The following is a 20,816-nucleotide window of genomic DNA, read 5'->3' on the forward strand; positions in this document are numbered from 1 at the left end:
AATCTACAACAGGCGACAACAGGTTAACTGTAGGGTTATTACGGGTTCACAAACGTCGATTTAACGCGCTGCGATCGTTTGAAGTAGGGCACCAACAGTGCTGCGGCCAGTAATGGGAACAGCAGTTGGCGCACGGCAAAAGCGTCTGGAACGGGTGAAAACGCAAACGCTTTAATCGCCAGCAACACGGAGATCAGCAGCCACAGAATGTAATGCTTAGGCACACAGGCTCGGCGTTTGAAAAACGCAATCGTCAGCCACAGTGTGTAATACCACATGGCGATTGCGGTAACAAAAGAGACGCCCCATAACAGCAAGTTTGCCGTACTTTGCTCACCCAGCGTTTTGAAGGTTTGCGGTGTAGCCAGCGCAGTGACATAAAGTAATAACGCCAGCGAAGCGCTCAACAACGCGACTAACAGCCAGGCCAGTGGCCCAAGTAGCCAGCCTCCGATACGTTGTGCCGGTGTGGTAGTCATCTCTTCTCCAGGTTTACGCGCGCAATCAATCATGCCATTCATTTTGGGGCAATTATTATAAAGCTTTTAACGTTGAGCGCTACTTTCTTCTTTATTGCACGTAATGCCAGACTGATTTAGGTACCTGACCAACATCAAACAGACGGCCTCCGGATATAAGCTCCGCACGGCGATGGTCTGCGGCACGGTACATATTGATGATGTCGCTATCGTCGGTGAGCGTGTAGTTTAGATGGTCGAACAGCTTTTCCAGACTTTCGAGTGAACTGATTTTGCGGAATTTTAATAAGTAATCCTGAACAGTCATAAATGCAGATCCATATTAATAAAATAATACCAACGGAGTAGAAAATATAAAAATAAACAACGTGCACAGGTAAAAGCGGATTTACGTGCAAATTTAAGAAGAGTGTTCATACCTGTGAAAAGCAGGCGCTATGCGCGTCTTTGGCAAGGGTAACGCGCTTAGCGATCGCTGGCAATATGCAGCGGAGCGGGATGCGGCATAATTCCCTTTTTTTGACAGAAAGCGATCTTTTCCTGGCAAGCCCTGCAACTACCAATGTTAATTGCCGGGCAATAAAAGGCTGCGGATGCTTATTTCTTCTGCACTGCGGCAACGGGCTCTGGCGGCTGGTAATTGTCAATATGATTGGCAACACCCAGCAGGATCACGGAGACGGCGAGAACAATCCAACCTGTTAATTCAATAAGACGATTCATTACTGATGACATTTGCTTTGATTTATCCATAAACACAGGCTGCAAATGTTACTAATCTCTCATTAATACAGCAAGATGATTGGGAACGATTTCTACCTCTTTTTCGCTGCAAGTTAAGCATAAGTGGCATATGTTTGACTTAAGTTAAAAAACAACCTTTGTAGCGCAAAGGTTATTAAACTATTGAGACGTTGCAAGGTATGGTGTGAAATAGGTCAGTCCTGAATTGAGAGGCAATAATATGAGTGACAACATCCGCGTTGGGCTAATTGGCTATGGTTATGCCAGCAAAACCTTCCATGCCCCACTGATTGTGGGCACGCCGGGCCTGGAACTGGCTGCGGTTTCCAGTAGTGATGAAGCAAAAGTGAAGGCAGACTGGCCTACGGTGGCGGTTGTTGCTGAGCCTAAGCATCTTTTTAACGATCCAAAGATCGACCTGATTGTGATCCCCACGCCTAACGACACGCACTTTCCGTTAGCGAAAGCTGCGCTGGAAGCGGGCAAACACGTGGTTGTTGATAAGCCTTTTACCGTGACACTGTCACAAGCTCGTGAGCTGGATGCGCTGGCGCGCAGCCTCGGGCGCGTGCTGTCTGTGTTCCATAACCGTCGCTGGGACAGTGATTTTCTGACGCTGAAAGCTCTGCTGGTGGATGGTGTTTTGGGAGAGGTGGCGTATTTCGAATCCCATTTCGATCGTTTCCGCCCGCAGGTTCGTGATCGTTGGCGTGAACAGGGCGGTCCGGGAAGCGGTATCTGGTACGATTTAGCACCGCATCTTTTGGATCAGGCGATTAACCTGTTTGGTTTGCCCGTCAGCCTGACGGTAGACCTTGCCCAGCTGCGCCCGGGCGCGCAGGCGACGGATTACTTCCATGCCATCCTGACGTATCCGCAGCGTCGTGTGATCTTGCATGGCACCATGCTCGCTGCCGCAGAATCGGCCCGCTATATTGTGCACGGATCGCGTGGCAGCTATGTGAAGTATGGTCTTGACCCGCAGGAAGAGCGCCTGAAAAATGGCGAACGACTGCCACAGGAAGACTGGGGTTATGATATGCGCGATGGCGTATTGACGCGAGTAGAAGGCGAAGAGCAGGTCGAAGAAACCTGGCTTACTGTACCGGGCAACTATCCGGCGTACTATGCTGGCATTCGTGATGCGCTAAATGGTAACGGTGAAAACCCGGTACCGGCGAGACAGGCTATCCAAATTATGGAGCTGATTGAGCTGGGCCTCGAATCCGCGAAACATCGTTCGACGCTGTGCCTTGCCTGATTAGGTAAATGGCGCAAGGCGATACCTTCCTGGCATCGTATCCGGCCTACAATCAAAACCAACGTAGGCCGGATAAGCGTTAGCGCCATCCGGCACTTTACCTGTTACGCTGCGGCGACTTTCTCGCGCAAGGCTCGTTTTTCTTCGTTACTCAGGAATGCCATTTCCAGACCGTTGATTTGGGCCTGACGTATCTGTTCACGCGTTAACCCTGCCGCGGGGGCGGCAATGGTGTACTCGTGAATAATATCCACACCTTGAACAGCCGGGTCGTCCGTATTCAAACTGGCGATAACGCCATGCTCAAGGAACGTTTTCAGCGGATGGTTCGCTAGTGAGGCAACGGTGCTGGTCTGAATGTTTGATGTCAGGCAGGATTCGATGCCGATATGGTGCTCGGCGAGGTAATCCATCAACGCACGATCTTCAACGGCTTTAACGCCGTGACCAATACGCTCAGCGCCTAGCTCTTTAATGGCCTGCCAGATGCTTTCTGGTCCCGCGGCTTCGCCCGCATGAACGGTAATACGCCAGCCGGCGTCGCGAGCCTGGTTGAAATGGGACAGGAACAGGCTGCCCGGGAACCCCAGTTCGTCACCGGCAAGATCCAGTGCCGTAATATGGTCTCGGTGGGCTAACAGCGCATCCAGTTCCTGCAGGCAGGCGGCTTCGCCAAAAGTACGGCTCATAATGCCAATTAAGCGTGCTTCGACGCCAAAGGTCTTGCAACCCTCGCGTACACCTGCGATGACGGCTTCAACCACACCTGCAACCGGGAGCTGATGCGTCATCGCCATGTATCCTGGGGAAAAACGCAGTTCAACATAGTGCAAGCCGTTACGTGCGGCATCCTCAATATTTTCAAATGCCACGCGACGACACGCATCCAGCGAGGCCAGTACCTTCACGCCCCAGTCGAGCTTGGATAAAAAGCTCACTAAATCCGGCTCAGTTGATGTGACTTGCACATGAGGGATCAGCGTTTCCAACGTTTGTGCCGGAAGCGTTAAGTTGAACTGACGACCCAGATCCAGGATCGTTTGTGCACGGATGTTACCATCAAGGTGGCGATGGACGTCGGTCAGGGGGAGGGAAGTATCAATCATGGTCGCACTCGTGTATTTAGGTAAAGTGCAGGCCATTATACAACAGAAAAATGTTCCTCTAAAAACTTTAAAAAAAGCAGTGCAGAGTTCGGGGTTATGGGGAAGCAAGTATCGCCAAATTGTTGACCATGCTGTTAGCGCTCCAACAGAGTGGTGTTCCGACGGCCTGATCCTTGAGACCGTATCACGCTGCTTTTGCCTTGCGGTGGCAAGATGGGCGTAAAGTAAGCAATAACGCATTTCCTGCAGCATGTGTGTAATGAAGGGATTTTATTTTAAGATTATTTACCTCGTTTTTATATAATTACTGCCTGTCAGTGTTATTTTATTCAGATATTTATTGAGTAACATTGCTAATAGCGAAAAATGGACACTTTCCAGTTTATGAATGTGCAGCGAGGTATGTTATAAAAATACAATAACGACTGAGGGTATTAATAAAGTGAAAAGTGTAAAGCTAATTGTTAGTACAATGTTCTGTGGAAGTTTGCTGCTGGCAACTGTGCCTACGCATGCGGCGTATAAAGCGGATGAAACGCATGTAATCCAGTTTAAGAAAGGTACCAGTGGCGCAGATATCAAGGGGACAATTACGGGCGATAAAACAAAAGATTATACGTTTGTCGCCAAAAAAGGGCAGACCATGCAAGCAGTTTTGAAAAGCGCCTGGCCTCATCCTTTCATGAGTATTATTGCGCCGGGCGAAAAATTCATTTTTGATGGCATGATGAGTGGTGACACTTATAAAAATACACTGCCTGCCAGCGGTAAGTATACCATCAGAATATATCAAAAAGGCGCGGCGAAGGATGAGGGAAAAACCAACGCATTCCAGCTGCACATGAAAATTACCAACTGATCATGAGGAAAAGATCGCCCTGGTGGTGATCTTTTCCTTTGCTATTAAACTTCTTCACCAGAATAGGCCACAACGCAATTACGGCCTCGGTTTTTTGCCATATACAGGGCGCGGTCTGCGCAATCAGCAAGTTGTTCAGGGGCTGAACGGTTATCAACTGAGGTTACGATACCCAGGCTGATGGTGATGATGCGTGGAAAATCACCTTTAGTCGTGGTCTGAGTTTGTTGTTCTACGTGTTTTCTGATTCGCTCTGCGATGTTAAATGCTGCATCAGCGTTAGTTTCAGGTAGCAAAATAGCAAACTCTTCTCCGCCAATACGCGCCACGATGTCGTTACGCCGACTCAGTCGCTGCATAATTTCTGACAGTTTAATTATCACTCTGTCACCCTGCAAATGTCCCCAGGTGTCATTGACCGACTTAAAGAAATCAATGTCGCAAAATACAATGCTCAGGGGTTTATGGGTTGCTGTCATTTTAATCTCATTGCTGAGTGCGTTATAAAAATAGCCACGGTTGAAAAGTCGGGTCATCGGGTCGCGGACTGAATTTTCATAGGATAATTCATAGGCCTGACGTGAGGCTTTGTAGCGCTTGAAAATATCAGACATGAGCACGATCATCACGGCCATTGCGCTAAGGCACTCCAGGCCTCTGGCGAGATACCATCCAGCGGAGTCTATATGCGTGTACTTCAGCATAATGATGACACTTAACAGATTGCTCAGGGCAACCAGTGACATACTTACCCAAAACTGTGTTTTTAGCTGGGTTAATTTTGCCCCTAATAAAACGATACAGGTCCACAAGATAATGAGGACATAAATAAAGCTACCACGCCAGGGTCTAAGCCATTCAAACGTTTCTGTATCAACCAACTGAAACGATATTGGCGTAATACGGATGGAGTAGAGGATAGCCATTACCAGATGCAACATGCACCATAAATAAGTGGCGTAAATAACTGTTTTACCATGCTTTTCTTTTTTATTCTTAAACGTATATAAATAGTATGTTGCAAAAAACAGCCCCGTAATTAACATGTTCCTCATAAAGTATAAAATAGCAATGTCATTGTAGATGACACCAGGAAGGCCGTTTTTATAAAAATAAATATAGAGCGCAAGAAATAAGAAAACCCCCGAGAAATAAAACGCGCAGGCCAGGGGTAAAAGATATTTTTTGCGCCGATAACTCATGTAATTCATCGTCATAAAGCACCCCGTCTGAATGTGCAATACACCAGCAAAGGTTGCAATAACCGGATAAAAAGAGAGGCTATAACGCTGATTACTAAAAGGGATATACCAAAGAAAAATGGATGTCGTTAAGGACAGGAGTAAAAAAAAAGTTAAATTCTTTTTGTGAATGTTTATTTGTGTTGTATTCATGATTTTTATGTATATAAAACAGCGCTATATTTCGGCTATCTTCTCAGCTTTGTATTTTGTCTTTTTGATTTTTATTGCTGTTGATTTTTACTGGCAGGAAAAGTCAGGGAGGAATTGGTACTAAAAAAACGATAGAAAACAGATTTGTTTTTTTATATTAGGAGTTGCGCAATGAGTTCTTCATTGCGCAAGACTATTTAACGTATTGTGCGGATGGCGTTAATCAACCCCTGAACGCCTTTTTCAAGTTTGGAACGTGGACATCCGGCATTGAGGCGCACAAAACCTCGTCCTTCTTCTCCGTATGTGTATCCGGGCATGATGGCGACTTTCTGCTGATGGATGAGTGCTTCCTGCAGTGCATGGTCATCAAGGTTGAGTGGACGCAAGTCAATCCATGCCAGATAGGTGGATTGCGGAACCTGCCAGTTCAGTTCGGGGAATGCGTTATTCAGCTCATGCGCGATGTAATGCAGGTTACTGACAAGGTAATCCCGCAGCGCATCAAGCCAGCTAGCGCCCTGTTGGTAGGCTGCGATATGTGCGCTAAGCGCGAGCACTGCAGGTGAGGAAAGACCATCCCGACCCTTTAACGCACTGAGGTAATCGTTGCGACTCTGCTCATCCTCAATAATCCCGTAAGCCCCGGTTAACGCCGGAATATTGAAGCTCTTTGAACCGGAGGTGAACAGCGCCCAACTGTCGCGCGCGACGTTACTCCACGGGATGTGCGGCTGGTCTGCCCATACCATATCCATATGGATCTCATCAGAGATGACTTTTACACCGTGGCGCTGACACAGTTCCGCCATGGTTTCCAGTTCATCGCGCGTCCACACCTTACCGGTTGGGTTGTGCGGACTGCAAAGCAGAAGAATTTTACTTTCAGGCCGGGAGAGCGCTTTTTCCAGCGCAACCATGTCGCAAACCCAGCCGTCAGCGCGCTTTTCAAGTCCGACAGCGCATACCTGGCGCTGATTACCTTCAATCGCTTTGTAAAACGCGTCGTACGCCGGTGTATGAATTACCACCGCATCACCCGCAGAAGACCACTGGCGGATCAGCTCCGACACCATATAGATGACCGAGGGGCCATAAACCAGCGACTGAGGGTCGATTTGGGTATTATGACGCGTAAGAAACCAATGACTAATTGCCGCCAGAAATTCATCATTTTTCCAGCGGCTGTAACCCAGCACGCCATGTGACAGGCGCTGAGTCAGCGCCTCCAGAATGCAAGGTGCGGTGGCAAAATCCATATCAGAGATGGTGAACGGCAGCAGGTCGGCTGAACCAAAACGGTCGGCAACGTAATCCCACTGGGTACACCAGGTACCGTGCCTGTCCACCACCTTTGAAAAATCAAACATACTGTTGTCCTTATGCCTGTACGGTGTTCATCAGAACGGCGATCTCGTCTTTCACTGACTGGACCTGCGGACCAATAACGACCTGAAGGTTATGCTGATTGAGTTGTACTACGCCAATGGCGCGATTGTCCTTCAGCGCTTGTACGTTAACAAGCGACATATCTTTCACTGACAAGCGCAGACGGGTAATGCAGTTATCCAGGCTGACAATGTTTTCCGCACCGCCCAGCGCCGCCAGAATGGCAGGGACGTTGTAACCGGATTTACCCGGTGCACCCGCCATGACTTTTTCGATATTGCTGGCAATTTCGACGTCACGACCCGGGGTCTTCAGATTGAAACGTGTGATGGCGAAACGGAAGATCACGTAGTACACCGCGAACCAGATCGCCGCCACAACAGGGACCAGATACCACTTGGTTGAGAGCCCGTGCAGGATGCCGAACACCACAAAGTCAATCAGGTTACCGTCCGTGTTACCGATGGTGACGCCAAGCACCGCCATCACGGTGAAACCAAGACCGGTCAGCAGGGCGTGGATCACATACAGAACTGGGGCAACGAACAGGAATAAGAACTCAAGGGGTTCTGTTGTACCGCCGATCACGCAGGCAATGAGGCCAGAAATTAATAACCCTTTAATTTTATGACGATTTTCAGGGCGAGCACAGTGGTACATCGCGAGCGCTGCCCCCGGCAAACCACCGAGGAACGCTGGCATTTTACCCTGCGACAGGAAGCGGGTTGCGCTTTCAGAGAAACCTTGTGTTGTCGGGCAGCTCAGTTGAGCCTGGAAAATAGTCAGTGCGCCGCTTACGCTGTGACCGCAGACTTCCTGCGTGCCGCCAGCTTCGGTGAAGCGAATGAGCGCCACCAGAATATGATGCAGACCAAACGGCAGCAGCAGACGTTCACCGGTACCAAACAGCATTGGACCAAATTCACCCGCGCTGTTGATGATGTGGCCGAGCCCGTTAATGCCCATGGCGAAAACCGGCCAAACCAGGGGAATGACCAGGCCGACCAGTCCCATCACCACCGAAGAGATAATTGGCACAAAGCGGGTACCGCCGAAGAAGGCCAGTGCATCCGGCAGGCGGATGTTGTGGAAACGTTCATGCAGCATCCAGACGATGATCCCGGCAATTACAGCGCCGAGGATCCCGGTGTCGATCGACTGGATCCCCAGGATATTCTGCACGTTGTTGGCCTTCAGGATCGCGGCATCTATGGTAGGTAAGATACCTTTCGCAGTTAACCAGAAGTTGACGGCAAGGTTCATCACCGCATAACCAACAAAACCGGCAAATGCCGCTACGCCTTTGTTCTCGCGAGCCAGGCCGAGAGGTATGGCAATACAGAACATCACAGGTAAGAAGCTAAACGCAAATGAGCCTACTTTGCTCATCCAGGTAAAAATAGCCTGCAGTACCGGATTACCCAATGCCGGGATCAGCGTTAAGACATCATGACTACTTAACGAGCTGCCGATCCCTAACATGATCCCGCAGAATGAGAGCAGAGCCACGGGCAGCATAAAGGTTTTGCCCAACTGCTGGAAAAATTCCCATAACGTAATTTTTGGTGTGGTTCTCGTCGTCATCAAACGACTCCTCGTAAAAGCTAGCTGACTAATGATGGCGAGAAGATAAAACGTTTTACCTAATTTTAGTGCGGTACAAATCACATTATCGAACGATAATAGAGCGTATAAATATAAGTGATTGATAAAACGTTTTATCCGTCACGTTATCAGGGAGTTTTCCGTTTTTATGGCTATAGCCAAAAAAATAACTATCCATGATGTTGCGCTGGCCGCGGGCGTTTCGGTTAGTACCGTCTCATTGGTGCTTAGTGGAAAAGGCCGTATTTCATCAGCGACCGGCGAACGGGTGAATGCCGCTATTGAGCAACTGGGGTTTGTGCGTAATCGCCAGGCATCAGCGCTGCGTGGTGGGCAGAGCGGGGTAATTGGTTTGATCGTGCGCGACCTTTCCACCCCGTTTTACGCCGAATTGACGGCGGGTCTGACGGAAGCATTAGAAGCACAGGGGCGCATGGTATTTTTATTACATGGCGGCAAAGATGGCGAACAGCTGGCGCAGCGTTTCGCTATGCTGCTTAATCAAGGGGTTGATGGTGTGGTGATCGCCGGAGCTGCCGGCAGTAGCGACGACCTGCAACAACTTGCCGCCGATAAGGGGATTCCGGTGGTGTTTGCGTCTCGGGCCAGCTACCTGGATGACGTTGACACCGTCAGGCCTGACAACATGCAGGCAGCGCAATTGCTGGTTGAACATCTGATACGCCATGGGCATCAGCGAATCGCGTGGTTGGGGGGGCAGAGTTCTTCATTGACCCGCGCGGAGCGTGTCGGCGGCTATTGTACGACGTTGCTAAAGTATGGTTTACCGTTTCATAGCGACTGGGTGCTGGAGTGTTCATCCAGCCAAAAGCAGGCCGCAGAAGAGGTGACTGCGCTGTTACGTCGTAACCCAACGATCAGCGCAGTGGTATGCTACAACGAAACGATAGCCGTTGGTGCCTGGTTTGGCCTGATGAGAGCAGGGCGTCAGAGTGGTGAAATTGGCGTAGATCGCTACTTCGAACAGCAGATCTCGTTAGCCGGATTTGCCGATGTAGCGGAAAATGCACTGGACGATATCCCCATTATTTGGGCCTGCACGCCCGCGCGTGAAATGGGATATACCCTTGCTGAGCGCATGCTACAGCGCATTGGGCACGATGATGGTCATTCGCGTAACCTGACGCTTTCCGCCCGGCTGGTGGTGGCAAAATAAAACAGGCCCGATAAGCACACGGTTATCGGGCCTGTTATCACGCGTATTTACTGTTGCGGAATAGCCGGGGCATCCGGTTCGCCGAGAGAAGGCATACCGAACATGCCAACAAACTCATCCAGCGACATTTTTTGTCCGTTTAACGTAACCTGGCCGTTTGCGTATTGCAGGCTGGAGCCGATGACGTTGTCCTGCATCGTTGTAATACGGAACATCTGGCCCATTGCCGCCAGGCCATTCACCTGTTGTTTTGCCAGATCGGCCGCTTGTTCCTGCTGATACCCTTCAATTTTGGCAATCTGCGTCATGAACTCAGTCGCCATATCAACCGGAATCGTCAGCTTAGCATCCAGTGATTTGACCGAACGATCCACTTCCTGAGCCAGCGTTTGTGGTTCCTCAGTATTTGCTGTCGGATCTTTTAGCAGCAGTGACAAATTAAATGCGGTTTCACCTTTTGCATTTTTCCAGCTCAGCGGGGCAATGGTGATAACCGGCTCGCCTTTCATCAGAATCGGCAGTGCATTGAAGAAGGCTTCAGTGACTTTTTGCTGATAAAGCTCAGGATTTTGTACCACATCAATCTGCGCCATCAGCGCCTTGGTTTGGGCGCTATACTGCTGACTGAACTGGTGTAGTGCTTCACCGTCAATCTGGCCAACTTTCAGCGTCAGTTTACCGCTACCCATGTCCTGCCCCTGTAATTTCAGGCTGTTCAGCGTGTAATCCAGCTGGCTGTTGACAGTTTTACCCTCGTTGATCAGATCGGATTTACCATCAATACCCATGCCTTCCAGAACCGCTAACTCTTTACCTTCGACGGAAATCGACAGTTTATCGAGTGACAATTTCTGGTCGCCGATGCGCTCACCAAAGCTGGCAATACTGCTGGAACCCTCAGTTTTCAGGTTATTGAAAGTCATCTGTACTTTCTGGTCATACTCGTTGACCGCATTGACCACGCCACTTTGCGCATTGCCTGTCAGCGAGACAGCGTTACCTTCTTTGTCTGCTGTAAACTGGAATTCCCCGCCGCTGAAGGCTACTTTTTCGTCGCCTTTCTCATAGTTCAGTGGTTTGAGGGAGAGATCGGAACGGGTATCGCCGCTGTAGCCGATACGGGAGTTAATGACAAATGGCGACTCACCTTTGGCAATATCAAACAGCGGTTTGGTAACGTCGTTATTGACCAGCGTCGTTTTCACGGAGGCCATAGCCGGGATCAGATTCAGTGATTTCAGTTGAGCCAGCGGGAATGGACCGTGATCGACGGTTTCATTCAGGACGATACTTTGCCCCGGTTTTAGCCAGGAATCTGCCTGCCCGGCGATTGGTTTCACCACCAATTGCAGTTGGCTATTGAACACCCCGCGCTGGTAGTTTTGATAACTCAGTTCAATGCCCGCCTCAGGGGAGAAACGTTTTAACTGATCGTTTGCCTGTGTCACCATCTCGGCGAGATGCGTTTCAAGTTTCTTACCTGTGTACCAGGCGCCGCCCGTCCAGACGATACCCAGCGCAACCACCACACCCGCAGCTACCAGCGATTTTTTCATTTCGATATCCATAAAATAAAACCAGGCGTTTGAAGACGCCTGGAGGAGTGACATGTCTTTAACTCACTACAGCTTAGCAAGAGTTGTTAAAAATATCAGTATCTTGCTATAGCTTGTTATAAACCCGGGCTAAACGACCTGCGCCACTGATGTTAACCGGCGATTCATTCGCGCCAATAAAGGCCGATTCACCCGGTCGCAGAACCAGACGTTGCTCGCCTTTGCTCAGCACGGCTTCACCCTCGATGCAGAACAAAATGGCCGCACTTTGCTGGCTGATATCTGCGCCACTGGTAGTAAGCTCATGCAGGGAGAACGCAAAATCGTCAACCGGGATAGGGAAGTCCAGTTCACCATCAGATTCAACCGGCGTGGTCAGTAACTGGTTTGCTGGCTTGGCGACAAACTTCACGTTGGCGACCAGTTCCGGGATATCAATATATTTTGGCGTCAGTCCGGCACGCAGCACGTTGTCCGAGTTAGCCATCACCTCAAGCGCCACACCTTGCAGGTAAGCGTGCGGGGTTTCGGCAAATAAGAACATAGCCTCGCCTGGATTGAGTTTCACCACATTGAGCAGCAGCGGGGAGAAGAGCCCACTGTCGTTCGGGTAGACGTCGGCGATCAGACGGATGGTTTGCCAGGGTTCTCCCTGCTGGCTGTTCAGCGCCGATTTCAGGATCGCCAACGCATGGGATTTCTCCTTATCCTGCATATTCAGCAAGCTGGCGAAAAGATAGCTCAGACGTTCCGCACTCGGCTCTTCCAGGAAATGCGCAATAGCCGGATGTGCGGCGGAAACGGGTTGTAACAATGCAACAATTTCAGAGAACTCGCGGAATGCGTTCATCGCCAGAAAAGGCGTCAAAGCAAATACCAGTTCTGGTTTGTGATTAGGATCCTTGTAGTTGCGCTCGGCCGCATCCATCGGGATCCCCGCGGCGTTTTCTTTGGCAAATCCGATTTCAGAGTTGTGCTTGTTAGGATGAACCTGAATCGAAAGCGGTTGAGCAGCGCAGAGCACTTTAAACAGGAAGGGCAGTTCACCAAAACGTTGGGCAACGGCATCGCCCAGCAGTGCGGATTTATCGTGCTCGATAACGTCGCGCAGAGCAACCGTCTGACCGTCAGCGCCGAGAACCTGCGAACTGCTTTTCGGATGCGCCCCCATCCACAGCTCAGCCATCGGTTGCTGAGTGGGGTTGGCAATGCCATAGAGTTCCGTTAACGCCGTTTTACTTCCCCAGGCGTAGTTCTGCACTGAGTTGATGAGTTTTTGCATTATCAAGCCCTGTTTCAATGTTGAATTTTCTACGGCTATTAAACCAAGAAACCCTGAGCGAAGTAACCTGCACATGTAAAAAGTCGTACTTGTCTCAGTTTTTGTTAAAAAAATGTGTAGGATATGGTGACTCGCTTTTAATACCCTGAGTAATTCCGGTTGCAGAAAGCTCTTCCTTCTACAACCGGATCTGCGGCAGGGAAGCAGGGCAATGGAACATCTGCCCAGAGAATAACCAGACCGAGCAGTAAGTGAGAGCACAATGTCAAACAAACCCTTTCATTATCAGCATCCTTTCCCCCTCAAAAAGGATGATACCGAATACTATCTGCTGACCAGCGACTATGTCTCTGTTGCCGAATTTGAAGGGCAGGAGATTGTTAAAGTTGCACCGCAAGCCTTAACCCTGTTGGCTCGTCAGGCCTTTCATGATGCGTCGTTTATGCTGCGTCCCGCACATCAACAGCAGGTAGCCGATATTCTGCGCGACCCGGAAGCCAGCGAAAACGACAAGTATGTGGCTCTGCAATTTCTGCGTAACTCTGACATCGCGGCAAAAGGCGTTTTGCCGACCTGTCAGGACACCGGAACCGCGATTATTGTGGGTAAAAAAGGTCAGCGTGTCTGGACCGGAGGGGGCGATGAGGAGGCGCTGGCTCGTGGTGTGTATAACACCTATATCGAAGACAACCTGCGCTATTCACAAAACGCCGCGCTGGATATGTATAAAGAGGTGAACACCGGCACCAACCTGCCAGCACAAATCGATTTGTATACCGTCGACGGCGATGAATACAAATTCCTGTGTATTGCCAAAGGTGGTGGTTCGGCGAACAAAACCTATCTGTACCAGGAAACCAAAGCGCTGCTAACACCGGGCAAATTAAAAAATTACCTGGTTGAGAAAATGCGTACGTTGGGCACTGCGGCTTGTCCGCCGTATCACATCGCGTTCGTAATCGGTGGAACATCGGCAGAAGCCACGCTGAAAACGGTCAAACTGGCTTCTGCAAAATACTACGACGAACTGCCGACAGAAGGTAACGAACATGGTCAGGCATTCCGCGATGTAGAGCTGGAAAAAGAGCTGCTGATTGAGGCGCAGAATTTGGGACTGGGCGCGCAGTTTGGCGGGAAGTATTTCGCGCATGATATCCGCGTGATCCGCCTGCCGCGTCACGGCGCGTCATGTCCGGTTGGTATGGGTGTTTCTTGCTCAGCCGATCGAAATATCAAAGCCAAGATCAACCGTGAAGGTATCTGGATCGAAAAACTGGAACATAATCCTGGCAAATTTATACCGGAAGAGCTGCGCCAGGCGGGAGAGGGCGAAGCGGTACGCGTTGACCTCAATCGTCCGATGAAAGAGATCCTGGCTCAGCTTTCCCAGTATCCGGTTTCCACGCGACTGTCGCTCAACGGTACAATTATCGTTGGCCGTGATATTGCGCATGCGAAACTGAAAGAACGTCTGGATAACGGCGAAAGTTTGCCGCAGTATGTTAAAGATCACCCGATCTATTACGCAGGTCCGGCAAAAACGCCGGAAGGCTATGCTTCGGGTTCGCTGGGGCCAACCACGGCCGGGCGTATGGACTCGTATGTTGACCAGCTTCAGGCTGCTGGTGGAAGCATGATCATGCTGGCGAAAGGCAACCGCAGCCAGCAGGTGACCGATGCCTGCCATAAGCATGGCGGCTTCTATTTAGGCAGTATTGGCGGCCCCGCCGCGGTGCTGGCCCAGGGCAGTATCAAGAGTCTGGAGTGCGTGGAATACCCGGAACTCGGGATGGAAGCCATCTGGAAAATTGAAGTGGAAGATTTCCCGGCGTTTATCCTGGTGGATGACAAAGGCAACGATTTCTTCAAGCAAATTCAGACGTCGCAGTGCGCACGCTGCGTTAAGTAACGTCAGCCGCCCTTCGGGGCGGTTTTTTTTACCGCACGAACCACCAAACGACAGCTTTAACCTCGTTAATACTCATAAGACCAATGCAAATGGGCAATGTCGAAACATAACCTAATCAACTGTTAATGTAAGGAGCAGGTAATGGTAACGGTACGCCGCGAGAATGATTCAATGGGGGCGATTGATGTTCCTGCCGATAAGCTTTGGGGCGCGCAAACCCAACGTTCACTGGAGCATTTTCGTATCTCAACGGAGAAAATGCCGGTCTCGTTGATCCATGCGCTGGCGCTGACGAAACGCGCTGCGGCAAAGGTTAACCAGGATCTGGGGCTGCTGGCGGAGGATAAAGCCAGGGCTATTATGCAGGCTGCAGATGAAGTGTTGGCAGATAAACACCGCGATGAGTTTCCGCTGGCCATCTGGCAAACTGGGTCCGGCACGCAAAGCAATATGAACATGAACGAGGTGCTGGCAAACCGGGCCAGCGAGTTGCTGGGCGGTGAGCGGGGAATGGAGCGGAAAGTACACCCCAACGATGATGTCAATAAAAGCCAAAGCTCGAACGATGTCTTCCCGACGGCAATGCACGTTGCCGCACTGCTGGCGCTGCGTAAATCTTTGATCCCACAATTAAATGTGTTGACCAAAACGCTCAGTGATAAGTCCCACGCTTTCGCCGATATCGTTAAAATTGGTCGTACACATCTGCAAGATGCAACTCCACTTACGCTTGGCCAGGAGATTTCCGGCTGGGTAGCAATGCTTGAACATAACCTCAGACACATTGAAAACAGTTTACCGCATGTGGCAGAACTGGCGTTGGGGGGAACCGCGGTAGGTACAGGACTGAACACTCATCCCGAATACGCCCGCCGGGTCGCGGATGAACTGCGGGTCATTACCTGCGCGCCGTTCGTTACCGCTCCGAATAAATTTGAAGCGCTGGCCACCTGCGATGCGCTGGTTCATGCCCACGGAGCGCTAAAAGGGCTGGCAGCATCGCTGATGAAAATCGCCAACGATGTACGCTGGCTGGCATCTGGCCCGCGCTGTGGTATTGGCGAAATTTCAATTCCGGAAAACGAACCGGGCAGCTCGATCATGCCGGGTAAAGTCAATCCTACCCAGTGTGAAGCGCTGACTATGCTTTGCTGCCAGGTGATGGGCAACGATGTCGCCATCAATATGGGCGGGGCGTCAGGTAACTTTGAGCTCAACGTCTATCGACCGATGGTCATCCACAACTTCCTGCAGTCGGTACGCCTGCTGGCGGACGGTATGGAAAGCTTCAATGAACATTGTGCGACGGGAATCGAGCCCAACCGTGAACGAATAGATCAACTGCTCAATGAGTCGCTGATGCTGGTGACCGCGCTCAACACCCATATCGGTTACGATAAAGCGGCTGAAATTGCCAAAAAAGCGCATAAAGAAGGGCTGACGCTAAAAGCCTCCGCTCTGGCGCTGGGATATCTAACCGAAGCGGAGTTCGACAGCTGGGTACGTCCGGAGCTGATGGTTGGCAGCATGCGGCCAGGCAGTTAATCCGCAACGTACAGGTGCAGCCGGGGAATAATCAATCTCAACGGCTGCGCCTGAGGTTTAAAGCGATGCTGAACGTTTTCGGCATCGTAATTCAGTAACTCGCCGATATCCGGTACGGTCATACCGTTGTCGTTATTAAGCAAAGCAATCAGTGGTGTCGGGCAGGCATATTGCACCTGTTTTTGCTCTCCTTTGTACCAGACGCGGGCAATAGGCTGCACTTTTACCGGCCTTTTGATCTTCAGGCGGGCCTGCTGCGGTAAGGCGGCGATATCCTGATATTCGCGTTCAAGCTTCTGCTGCCATTCTTCACGAGTCCAGGGATGTACGCTGCGCGGTGAGGTCAGGCTTTTTTCCAGTTGCTGCAGTACTTCATCGCGTTTCAGGTTTTTAATAATGTGCTTGTTAGCCCAGCCGAACCGGAGGGTGGCAGGATCTCTGACAACGGTGAGCGTGCGATAGGCATTCAGTGTAATCAGCCCCGGCAGGTGGCGATGCACCCATTCGAAACGTGCTGCCGGCGCCAGCCCTGATTCTACTGTAACAATGCGCTCGAAGGTGGTTTTCAACTGGTTTATACGCTGGATTTGTTCTTCCAGAGCACATTGCGCCGCATTATCAACCTGGTAGCACAATACACCCGGTAGGCGGACGGCCGCTTTGCTGCTGCGGTTTTCGGACTGCTGCTGAATAAACAGGTGACGGTAATGACGCAATGCCAGCGCTTCAGCCTCTTTGCCTAAGTGCTGCTTAACATCAATGTTTTGCAGAGGGGCATGCTCTGCCTCTTTGACCACTTCCGGTAACGAGAATACGCGGGCAATAAGCAGCGTCTGCTGCAACAGGTTTTCGTTCAGAAGCGCCAGTTCTTGTTCCATCTGGCGAAAGGTGCCGTTCAGGCGGTCAACGAGATCGTAACGGGCCATAGGTTTACCATTTTAGTTACAACATACTTTTTTATAACACAACATCCATCGCCTGACCACCGAGCAGAATAGGTCAGGCAGCTGAAATTTCAGGAATGTTATGCCAGACGGGCCAACGGAAAGTAAAACGGGCACCGCCAAGTTCACTTTCACCACAGACGACCGTCCCTCCCATAGCCAACGCTATTGAGTGGACGATGGCTAACCCAAGCCCACAACCCCCGGTCGCCCGATCGCGGCTGGGATCAAGGCGTACAAACGGTTCAAAAACCTGTTCACGTGCGTCTGGTGCAATACCGGGACCGTCGTCTTCCACTACCAGCGTGGCTTGATTGCCGCTCAGCAGCAGACTGGCTTGCACTGTAGACTGGCAATAGCGTAGGGCATTGTTCAGCAAATTATCCAGGACCCGCTCCATCAGGCGCATATCCAACGCGCCGTAGTCGCCAGTTTCGAGATGACGTAATTGCACCACACGGTCAGGATTCACGCTTTGCACATCCTCCAGATGGGTGGTTAACCAAGCAGGTAGGTCCGGTACGCTGAGTTTCAGTTCATTTTGCGGGCGATCCAAGCGGGCGTAGGTCAGTAACTCTTCGATCAACGCTTCCAGTTGGCCGATATCACGATTCAGAGCCTGAGATTCCTGCTCGGTGAGGTTATCACTCATTTCCAGCCGGTAACGTAAACGTACCAGCGGGGTACGAAGCTCATGGGCAATACCATCGATGAGCTGTTTTTTACTGGCGATCAGCGCATTGATATTGTCGGCCATTTGATTAAACGCTACGCCCAGGCGCTCAAAGCTGGAACCACTGTCAAAATGAAGGCGTTCACTCAGATGTCCTTCACCAAAACGCTGTGCGGCGGATTCGAGTCTGAGCATTTCCTGCCAGTGCGGGCGCATCCAGATCAGTACCGGGAAGGCCAGTGAGATAGCAATAAACGCCATCAGCGCGATGTCCAGCAAGCGCATTTGATGAAGAAAATAGAGATAAGGAACCGGGCCGACGGCTAGCACGTAATGGCTGCGAGGAATGCGTTGAATAAAGGTGTATTGATCGTCAAGTGCCACAATATCGCCTTCGCGCAAACGCTGCATGGTTGGGGCATCCAGTGTGTACTTATTCAGCGGTTCAACGCGAAGGTCAAATGAGAGGTTTAAATCCATCTCCTTCAGCGTCTTACCCCAGTCGCGTGGCGGGATTTCGCGTAGTTCACTGCGCATCAGGTACAACGAGCTTTTCATCAAATCGTCGAGCGACTGTCTGCCAGCGCGTTCTGCGGTGAATTTGTATACCAGACCGACCAACAGGGTCATCACCAAAAAGCAGACAAACAGCAGGAGGTAAAACTGCACAAACAGTTTCTTCATAAAAAATCACCGAACGCTCAATAAGTTAGCGAGTGCACGTGTCCCTCAGGGGAAAAGTGGGCACAGCAGTATCCGCCGATGCGTGGGTTCAGAAAGGTTCTCCGATCACCATCCGGCGTGCTTGTCCACGCAGAGTACACTGTATATCTCTTTTCTGCATTCTTATGGCCCCTACGGGCGCAGAATGACCTTTCGCTGGATCACGCATTGCTTTCTATGCTGTAAGTTAATCAAAATCGGGATGGGGTTGTTCTGGCGTACGTCACGACCGCACCTAAAAGGTTACTTCGTTTCTCAACGTAGATGGTGTTGTTATATTCGTAGTTACCTTCTGGATAGCAAATTCTGATATTAGTCCCAAGGTCTGGATCGTCAACATCAGCCCCCGAACAGCTTTTCGAACTTCCTGTAGCATAGACGTATGTGGTGGTATAGGACGAGGGGACACCCGGAATGAACCAGGTTATCGCCATAACCATGATCACTGAAAACAGCACCATGGCAATGCTGATACCACCAAATAATTTTAGATAAGTTTGGAAGGGACTTTTTTTCATTATCCCATTACCTACCAGAAATAAGGTAATTAACAATGACACTGCCAGAGAAATAAGCATGAGGTATTTGGATGTGAGCGGGTAGAGAAATGTCGCTCTGTATATCGTTACCCTCCACCAATAAAAGAGAAAAATTGCGCCGAGAGATGAGACGGTAACAAAAAACAAATATGGATATGAGTATTTTCTCATCCTTGCGACTCCAGAACAATTTCTCCATTTGGGTTTAATAAATTACCATTTGTTTTGAATAATGAAAACGGCTCTCTTGTTTGAATTGTTAGGTACGCCGCAGACCAGAGAATTTGCGCTATCTTTGGGGATATAGGCATAATAATAAAAGGGATATTCTCACCCGTGGCAGGGATGACTGACCTTGCGTATAATGCGTGTCGATACTTCCTGAAAAGTGCTGTGACTGAAAATATGAATCTCAATCGCTGTTGTTATTCGCTACTCATTTTCGCAGCGGTCGGCTGCATTTTCACCGCTTATCCTCTTGTTATATGGTTTCTACTCGCCAACGTTTTGACGCTGCTGTTATACGGCGTGGACAAAATGGCGGCACGTAAGGACTGGCGCAGAGTGCCGGAATCCACATTGCTGGTGTTTGGCGTTGTGGGCGGGTGGGGCGGCGCGATAGCGGGTCAACAAATCTTTCGCCATAAAACACAAAAGCAGCCTTTCAAAACCTACTTCATTATCAGTGTGATAGTGAGTATTTCTGTGATGGGCGTGATTTATAAGTTCTATCCATTTTTACCTTCCTGAGCATGGTTGGTGAATAAATTGCCGGTTTATTTGAGGCAGTAAATATATTTTTCACCTGAACGGCGCACAATTTCATCGGCATTTTGCGTAATATTTTTTCCTTCAAATGCGCCGTAAAGTTGCTTAAATTTCACTGTTCTCAGGCGTTGGATGATGTCGCTGACGGTTGCGGCTGGCAACGGTAGCATATTGGGGTAGCTCCACATAAATGAGACTGCATGGGCACCTGGTGTAACTTGAACGATGTCGCCAGAAAGCACGACACCTTCGTCACGCGCCCAGTGCAGGACGCAGCCGCCAGCAAAGTGCCCGCCGAGACGTATCACCTTGACGTCACGGGTTAACTCAATGGTGTCGCCATCCCAGAATCTAATCCACGGGCTGTCGCGCATTACCCACCTTCTGTCGCTGGCATGAAGGTAAATCGGCGCGTTAAATTCCGCAGCCCAGTCCTGCATGGTGGTGTAGTAATGAGGATGCGAAATCGCGATAGCCTTAAGGCCGCCAAGGGACGTTATTAGCGTTTTTGTGGCATCGTCGAGCGTGGCAATGCAGTCCCACAGAATATTTCCTTCTGGGGTGCGCACAAGAAACGCGCGCTGATCAATTGCAAAATCAGGAACGGTGCGGATGCTGAGGAGAGTACTGTCGTGTTGCTTCCACTTATTTGTATGCGATGCACACAGGGTGTCAAAATCGATCCATTTCTGCCCGCTTGTGGGGACATATTGACGTTCATCCAGGCAGATATCGCAATGTTCCGGATGGGCGCCAGCTACCTCATAGGATGTTCCACAGGTTTTGCATAACGAGATCATCGTGTCCTCCTCATATACCGAACACAGTCAGCATGGCACACAGATACACAAGGATGTGCCTGT

General features: G+C 50.2%; 20 protein-coding genes. 7 read left to right on the forward strand and 13 right to left on the reverse strand.

From position 1 onward, the window contains the following. Positions 1-38 precede the first annotated feature (38 nt). The 3 genes from OGX92_RS11720 to blr all read right to left on the reverse strand — a co-directional run bounded on the left by OGX92_RS11720 (position 39) and on the right by blr (position 1,202). Positions 39-479, reverse strand: coding sequence for a DUF2569 domain-containing protein (locus tag OGX92_RS11720; protein ID WP_003832803.1), 441 nt, complete (start codon positions 477-479; stop codon positions 39-41). 91 nt (positions 480-570) lie between these two features. Further along, positions 571-786, reverse strand: a complete 216-nt coding sequence (gene ydgT / locus OGX92_RS11725; protein ID WP_003832804.1) for a transcription modulator YdgT — start codon at positions 784-786, stop codon at positions 571-573. Positions 787-1,076: 290 nt separating this feature from the next. Beyond that, a complete protein-coding gene (gene blr, locus OGX92_RS11730) occupies positions 1,077-1,202 on the reverse strand; it encodes a division septum protein Blr (RefSeq protein ID WP_003029134.1) in 126 nt (41 codons plus the stop codon). Positions 1,203-1,443: 241 nt separating this feature from the next. On the opposite strand from blr, the gene OGX92_RS11735 reads away from it, so the two are divergent. After that, positions 1,444-2,484, forward strand: a complete 1,041-nt coding sequence (locus OGX92_RS11735; protein WP_286586577.1) for an oxidoreductase — start codon at positions 1,444-1,446, stop codon at positions 2,482-2,484. A 104-nt stretch (positions 2,485-2,588) separates the two neighbouring features. On the opposite strand, the gene add is transcribed toward OGX92_RS11735, so the two are convergent. Further along, positions 2,589-3,590 carry an adenosine deaminase gene (gene add, locus OGX92_RS11740; RefSeq protein WP_149335359.1) on the reverse strand — a complete coding sequence of 334 codons (1,002 nt, stop codon included), beginning with the start codon at positions 3,588-3,590 and terminating at the stop codon, positions 2,589-2,591. Between add and OGX92_RS11745 the strand changes: the two genes are divergently transcribed. Continuing rightward, positions 3,589-3,813 (forward strand): hypothetical protein, encoded by a 225-nt coding sequence (locus tag OGX92_RS11745; RefSeq protein ID WP_126318202.1) that lies wholly within the window; start codon positions 3,589-3,591, stop codon positions 3,811-3,813. The genes add and OGX92_RS11745 overlap by 2 nt on opposite strands. A 219-nt stretch (positions 3,814-4,032) precedes the next feature. After that, on the forward strand, positions 4,033-4,449 hold the full coding sequence (locus tag OGX92_RS11750) for a DNA breaking-rejoining protein (protein WP_286586578.1): 417 nt from the start codon (positions 4,033-4,035) through the stop codon (positions 4,447-4,449). A 44-nt stretch (positions 4,450-4,493) separates the two neighbouring features. Here OGX92_RS11750 and OGX92_RS11755 read toward each other — a convergent pair whose 3' ends face one another. The 3 genes from OGX92_RS11755 to malX all read right to left on the reverse strand — a co-directional run bounded on the left by OGX92_RS11755 (position 4,494) and on the right by malX (position 8,816). Next, positions 4,494-5,843: a sensor domain-containing diguanylate cyclase gene (locus OGX92_RS11755; protein WP_286586579.1), complete on the reverse strand. Its 1,350-nt coding sequence runs from the start codon at positions 5,841-5,843 to the stop codon at positions 4,494-4,496. Positions 5,844-6,040: 197 nt separating this feature from the next. Beyond that, positions 6,041-7,213, reverse strand: coding sequence for a MalY/PatB family protein (locus OGX92_RS11760; protein WP_003832814.1), 1,173 nt, complete (start codon positions 7,211-7,213; stop codon positions 6,041-6,043). Between the two features lie 10 nt (positions 7,214-7,223). Next, positions 7,224-8,816 carry a maltose/glucose-specific PTS transporter subunit IIBC gene (gene malX / locus OGX92_RS11765; RefSeq protein WP_286586580.1) on the reverse strand — a complete coding sequence of 531 codons (1,593 nt, stop codon included), beginning with the start codon at positions 8,814-8,816 and terminating at the stop codon, positions 7,224-7,226. Between the two features lie 169 nt (positions 8,817-8,985). On the opposite strand from malX, the gene OGX92_RS11770 reads away from it, so the two are divergent. Next, positions 8,986-10,014 (forward strand): Mal regulon transcriptional regulator MalI, encoded by a 1,029-nt coding sequence (locus OGX92_RS11770; RefSeq protein ID WP_126956316.1) that lies wholly within the window; start codon positions 8,986-8,988, stop codon positions 10,012-10,014. A gap of 47 nt (positions 10,015-10,061) precedes the next feature. On the opposite strand, the gene OGX92_RS11775 is transcribed toward OGX92_RS11770, so the two are convergent. Then, complete coding sequence (locus tag OGX92_RS11775) at positions 10,062-11,570, reverse strand: YdgA family protein (protein WP_032934567.1); 1,509 nt, start codon at positions 11,568-11,570, stop codon at positions 10,062-10,064. Positions 11,571-11,676: 106 nt separating this feature from the next. Further along, positions 11,677-12,852 carry a mannose-6-phosphate isomerase gene (gene manA / locus OGX92_RS11780; RefSeq protein WP_286586581.1) on the reverse strand — a complete coding sequence of 392 codons (1,176 nt, stop codon included), beginning with the start codon at positions 12,850-12,852 and terminating at the stop codon, positions 11,677-11,679. A gap of 262 nt (positions 12,853-13,114) precedes the next feature. Between manA and fumB the strand changes: the two genes are divergently transcribed. Both fumB and fumC read left to right on the forward strand, forming a co-directional pair. Continuing rightward, positions 13,115-14,761: a class I fumarate hydratase gene (gene fumB / locus OGX92_RS11785; protein ID WP_063941558.1), complete on the forward strand. Its 1,647-nt coding sequence runs from the start codon at positions 13,115-13,117 to the stop codon at positions 14,759-14,761. Between the two features lie 141 nt (positions 14,762-14,902). Continuing rightward, on the forward strand, positions 14,903-16,306 hold the full coding sequence (gene fumC / locus OGX92_RS11790) for a class II fumarate hydratase (RefSeq protein WP_003832824.1): 1,404 nt from the start codon (positions 14,903-14,905) through the stop codon (positions 16,304-16,306). Here fumC and tus read toward each other — a convergent pair. The 3 genes from tus to OGX92_RS23465 form a co-directional block, all read right to left on the reverse strand. Continuing rightward, complete coding sequence (gene tus, locus OGX92_RS11795; protein ID WP_003832827.1) at positions 16,303-17,232, reverse strand: DNA replication terminus site-binding protein; 930 nt, start codon at positions 17,230-17,232, stop codon at positions 16,303-16,305. The two genes, fumC and tus, sit on opposite strands and share 4 nt — an antisense overlap. Before the next feature lie 73 nt (positions 17,233-17,305). Next, positions 17,306-18,607 carry a two-component system sensor histidine kinase RstB gene (gene rstB, locus OGX92_RS11800; protein WP_003832829.1) on the reverse strand — a complete coding sequence of 434 codons (1,302 nt, stop codon included), beginning with the start codon at positions 18,605-18,607 and terminating at the stop codon, positions 17,306-17,308. Positions 18,608-18,837: 230 nt separating this feature from the next. Beyond that, entirely contained in the window at positions 18,838-19,356 is a 519-nt protein-coding gene (locus tag OGX92_RS23465; RefSeq protein WP_126318184.1) for a hypothetical protein, read from the reverse strand. A gap of 234 nt (positions 19,357-19,590) precedes the next feature. Here OGX92_RS23465 and OGX92_RS11805 point away from each other — a divergent pair, with 234 nt between their 5' ends. Next, the gene (locus OGX92_RS11805; protein WP_032934568.1) at positions 19,591-19,935 is read left to right on the forward strand and encodes a DUF1294 domain-containing protein; all 345 of its coding nucleotides are present in this window, start codon (positions 19,591-19,593) and stop codon (positions 19,933-19,935) included. A gap of 26 nt (positions 19,936-19,961) precedes the next feature. Here the strand turns inward: OGX92_RS11805 and OGX92_RS11810 are convergent, their stop codons facing one another. Beyond that, positions 19,962-20,753, reverse strand: a complete 792-nt coding sequence (locus tag OGX92_RS11810; protein WP_197385007.1) for an MBL fold metallo-hydrolase — start codon at positions 20,751-20,753, stop codon at positions 19,962-19,964. Between the last annotated feature and the right edge of the window lie 63 nt (positions 20,754-20,816).

The organism is Citrobacter sp. Cpo089 (assembly GCF_030332695.1).
GTDB lineage: Bacteria > Pseudomonadota > Gammaproteobacteria > Enterobacterales > Enterobacteriaceae > Citrobacter > Citrobacter portucalensis.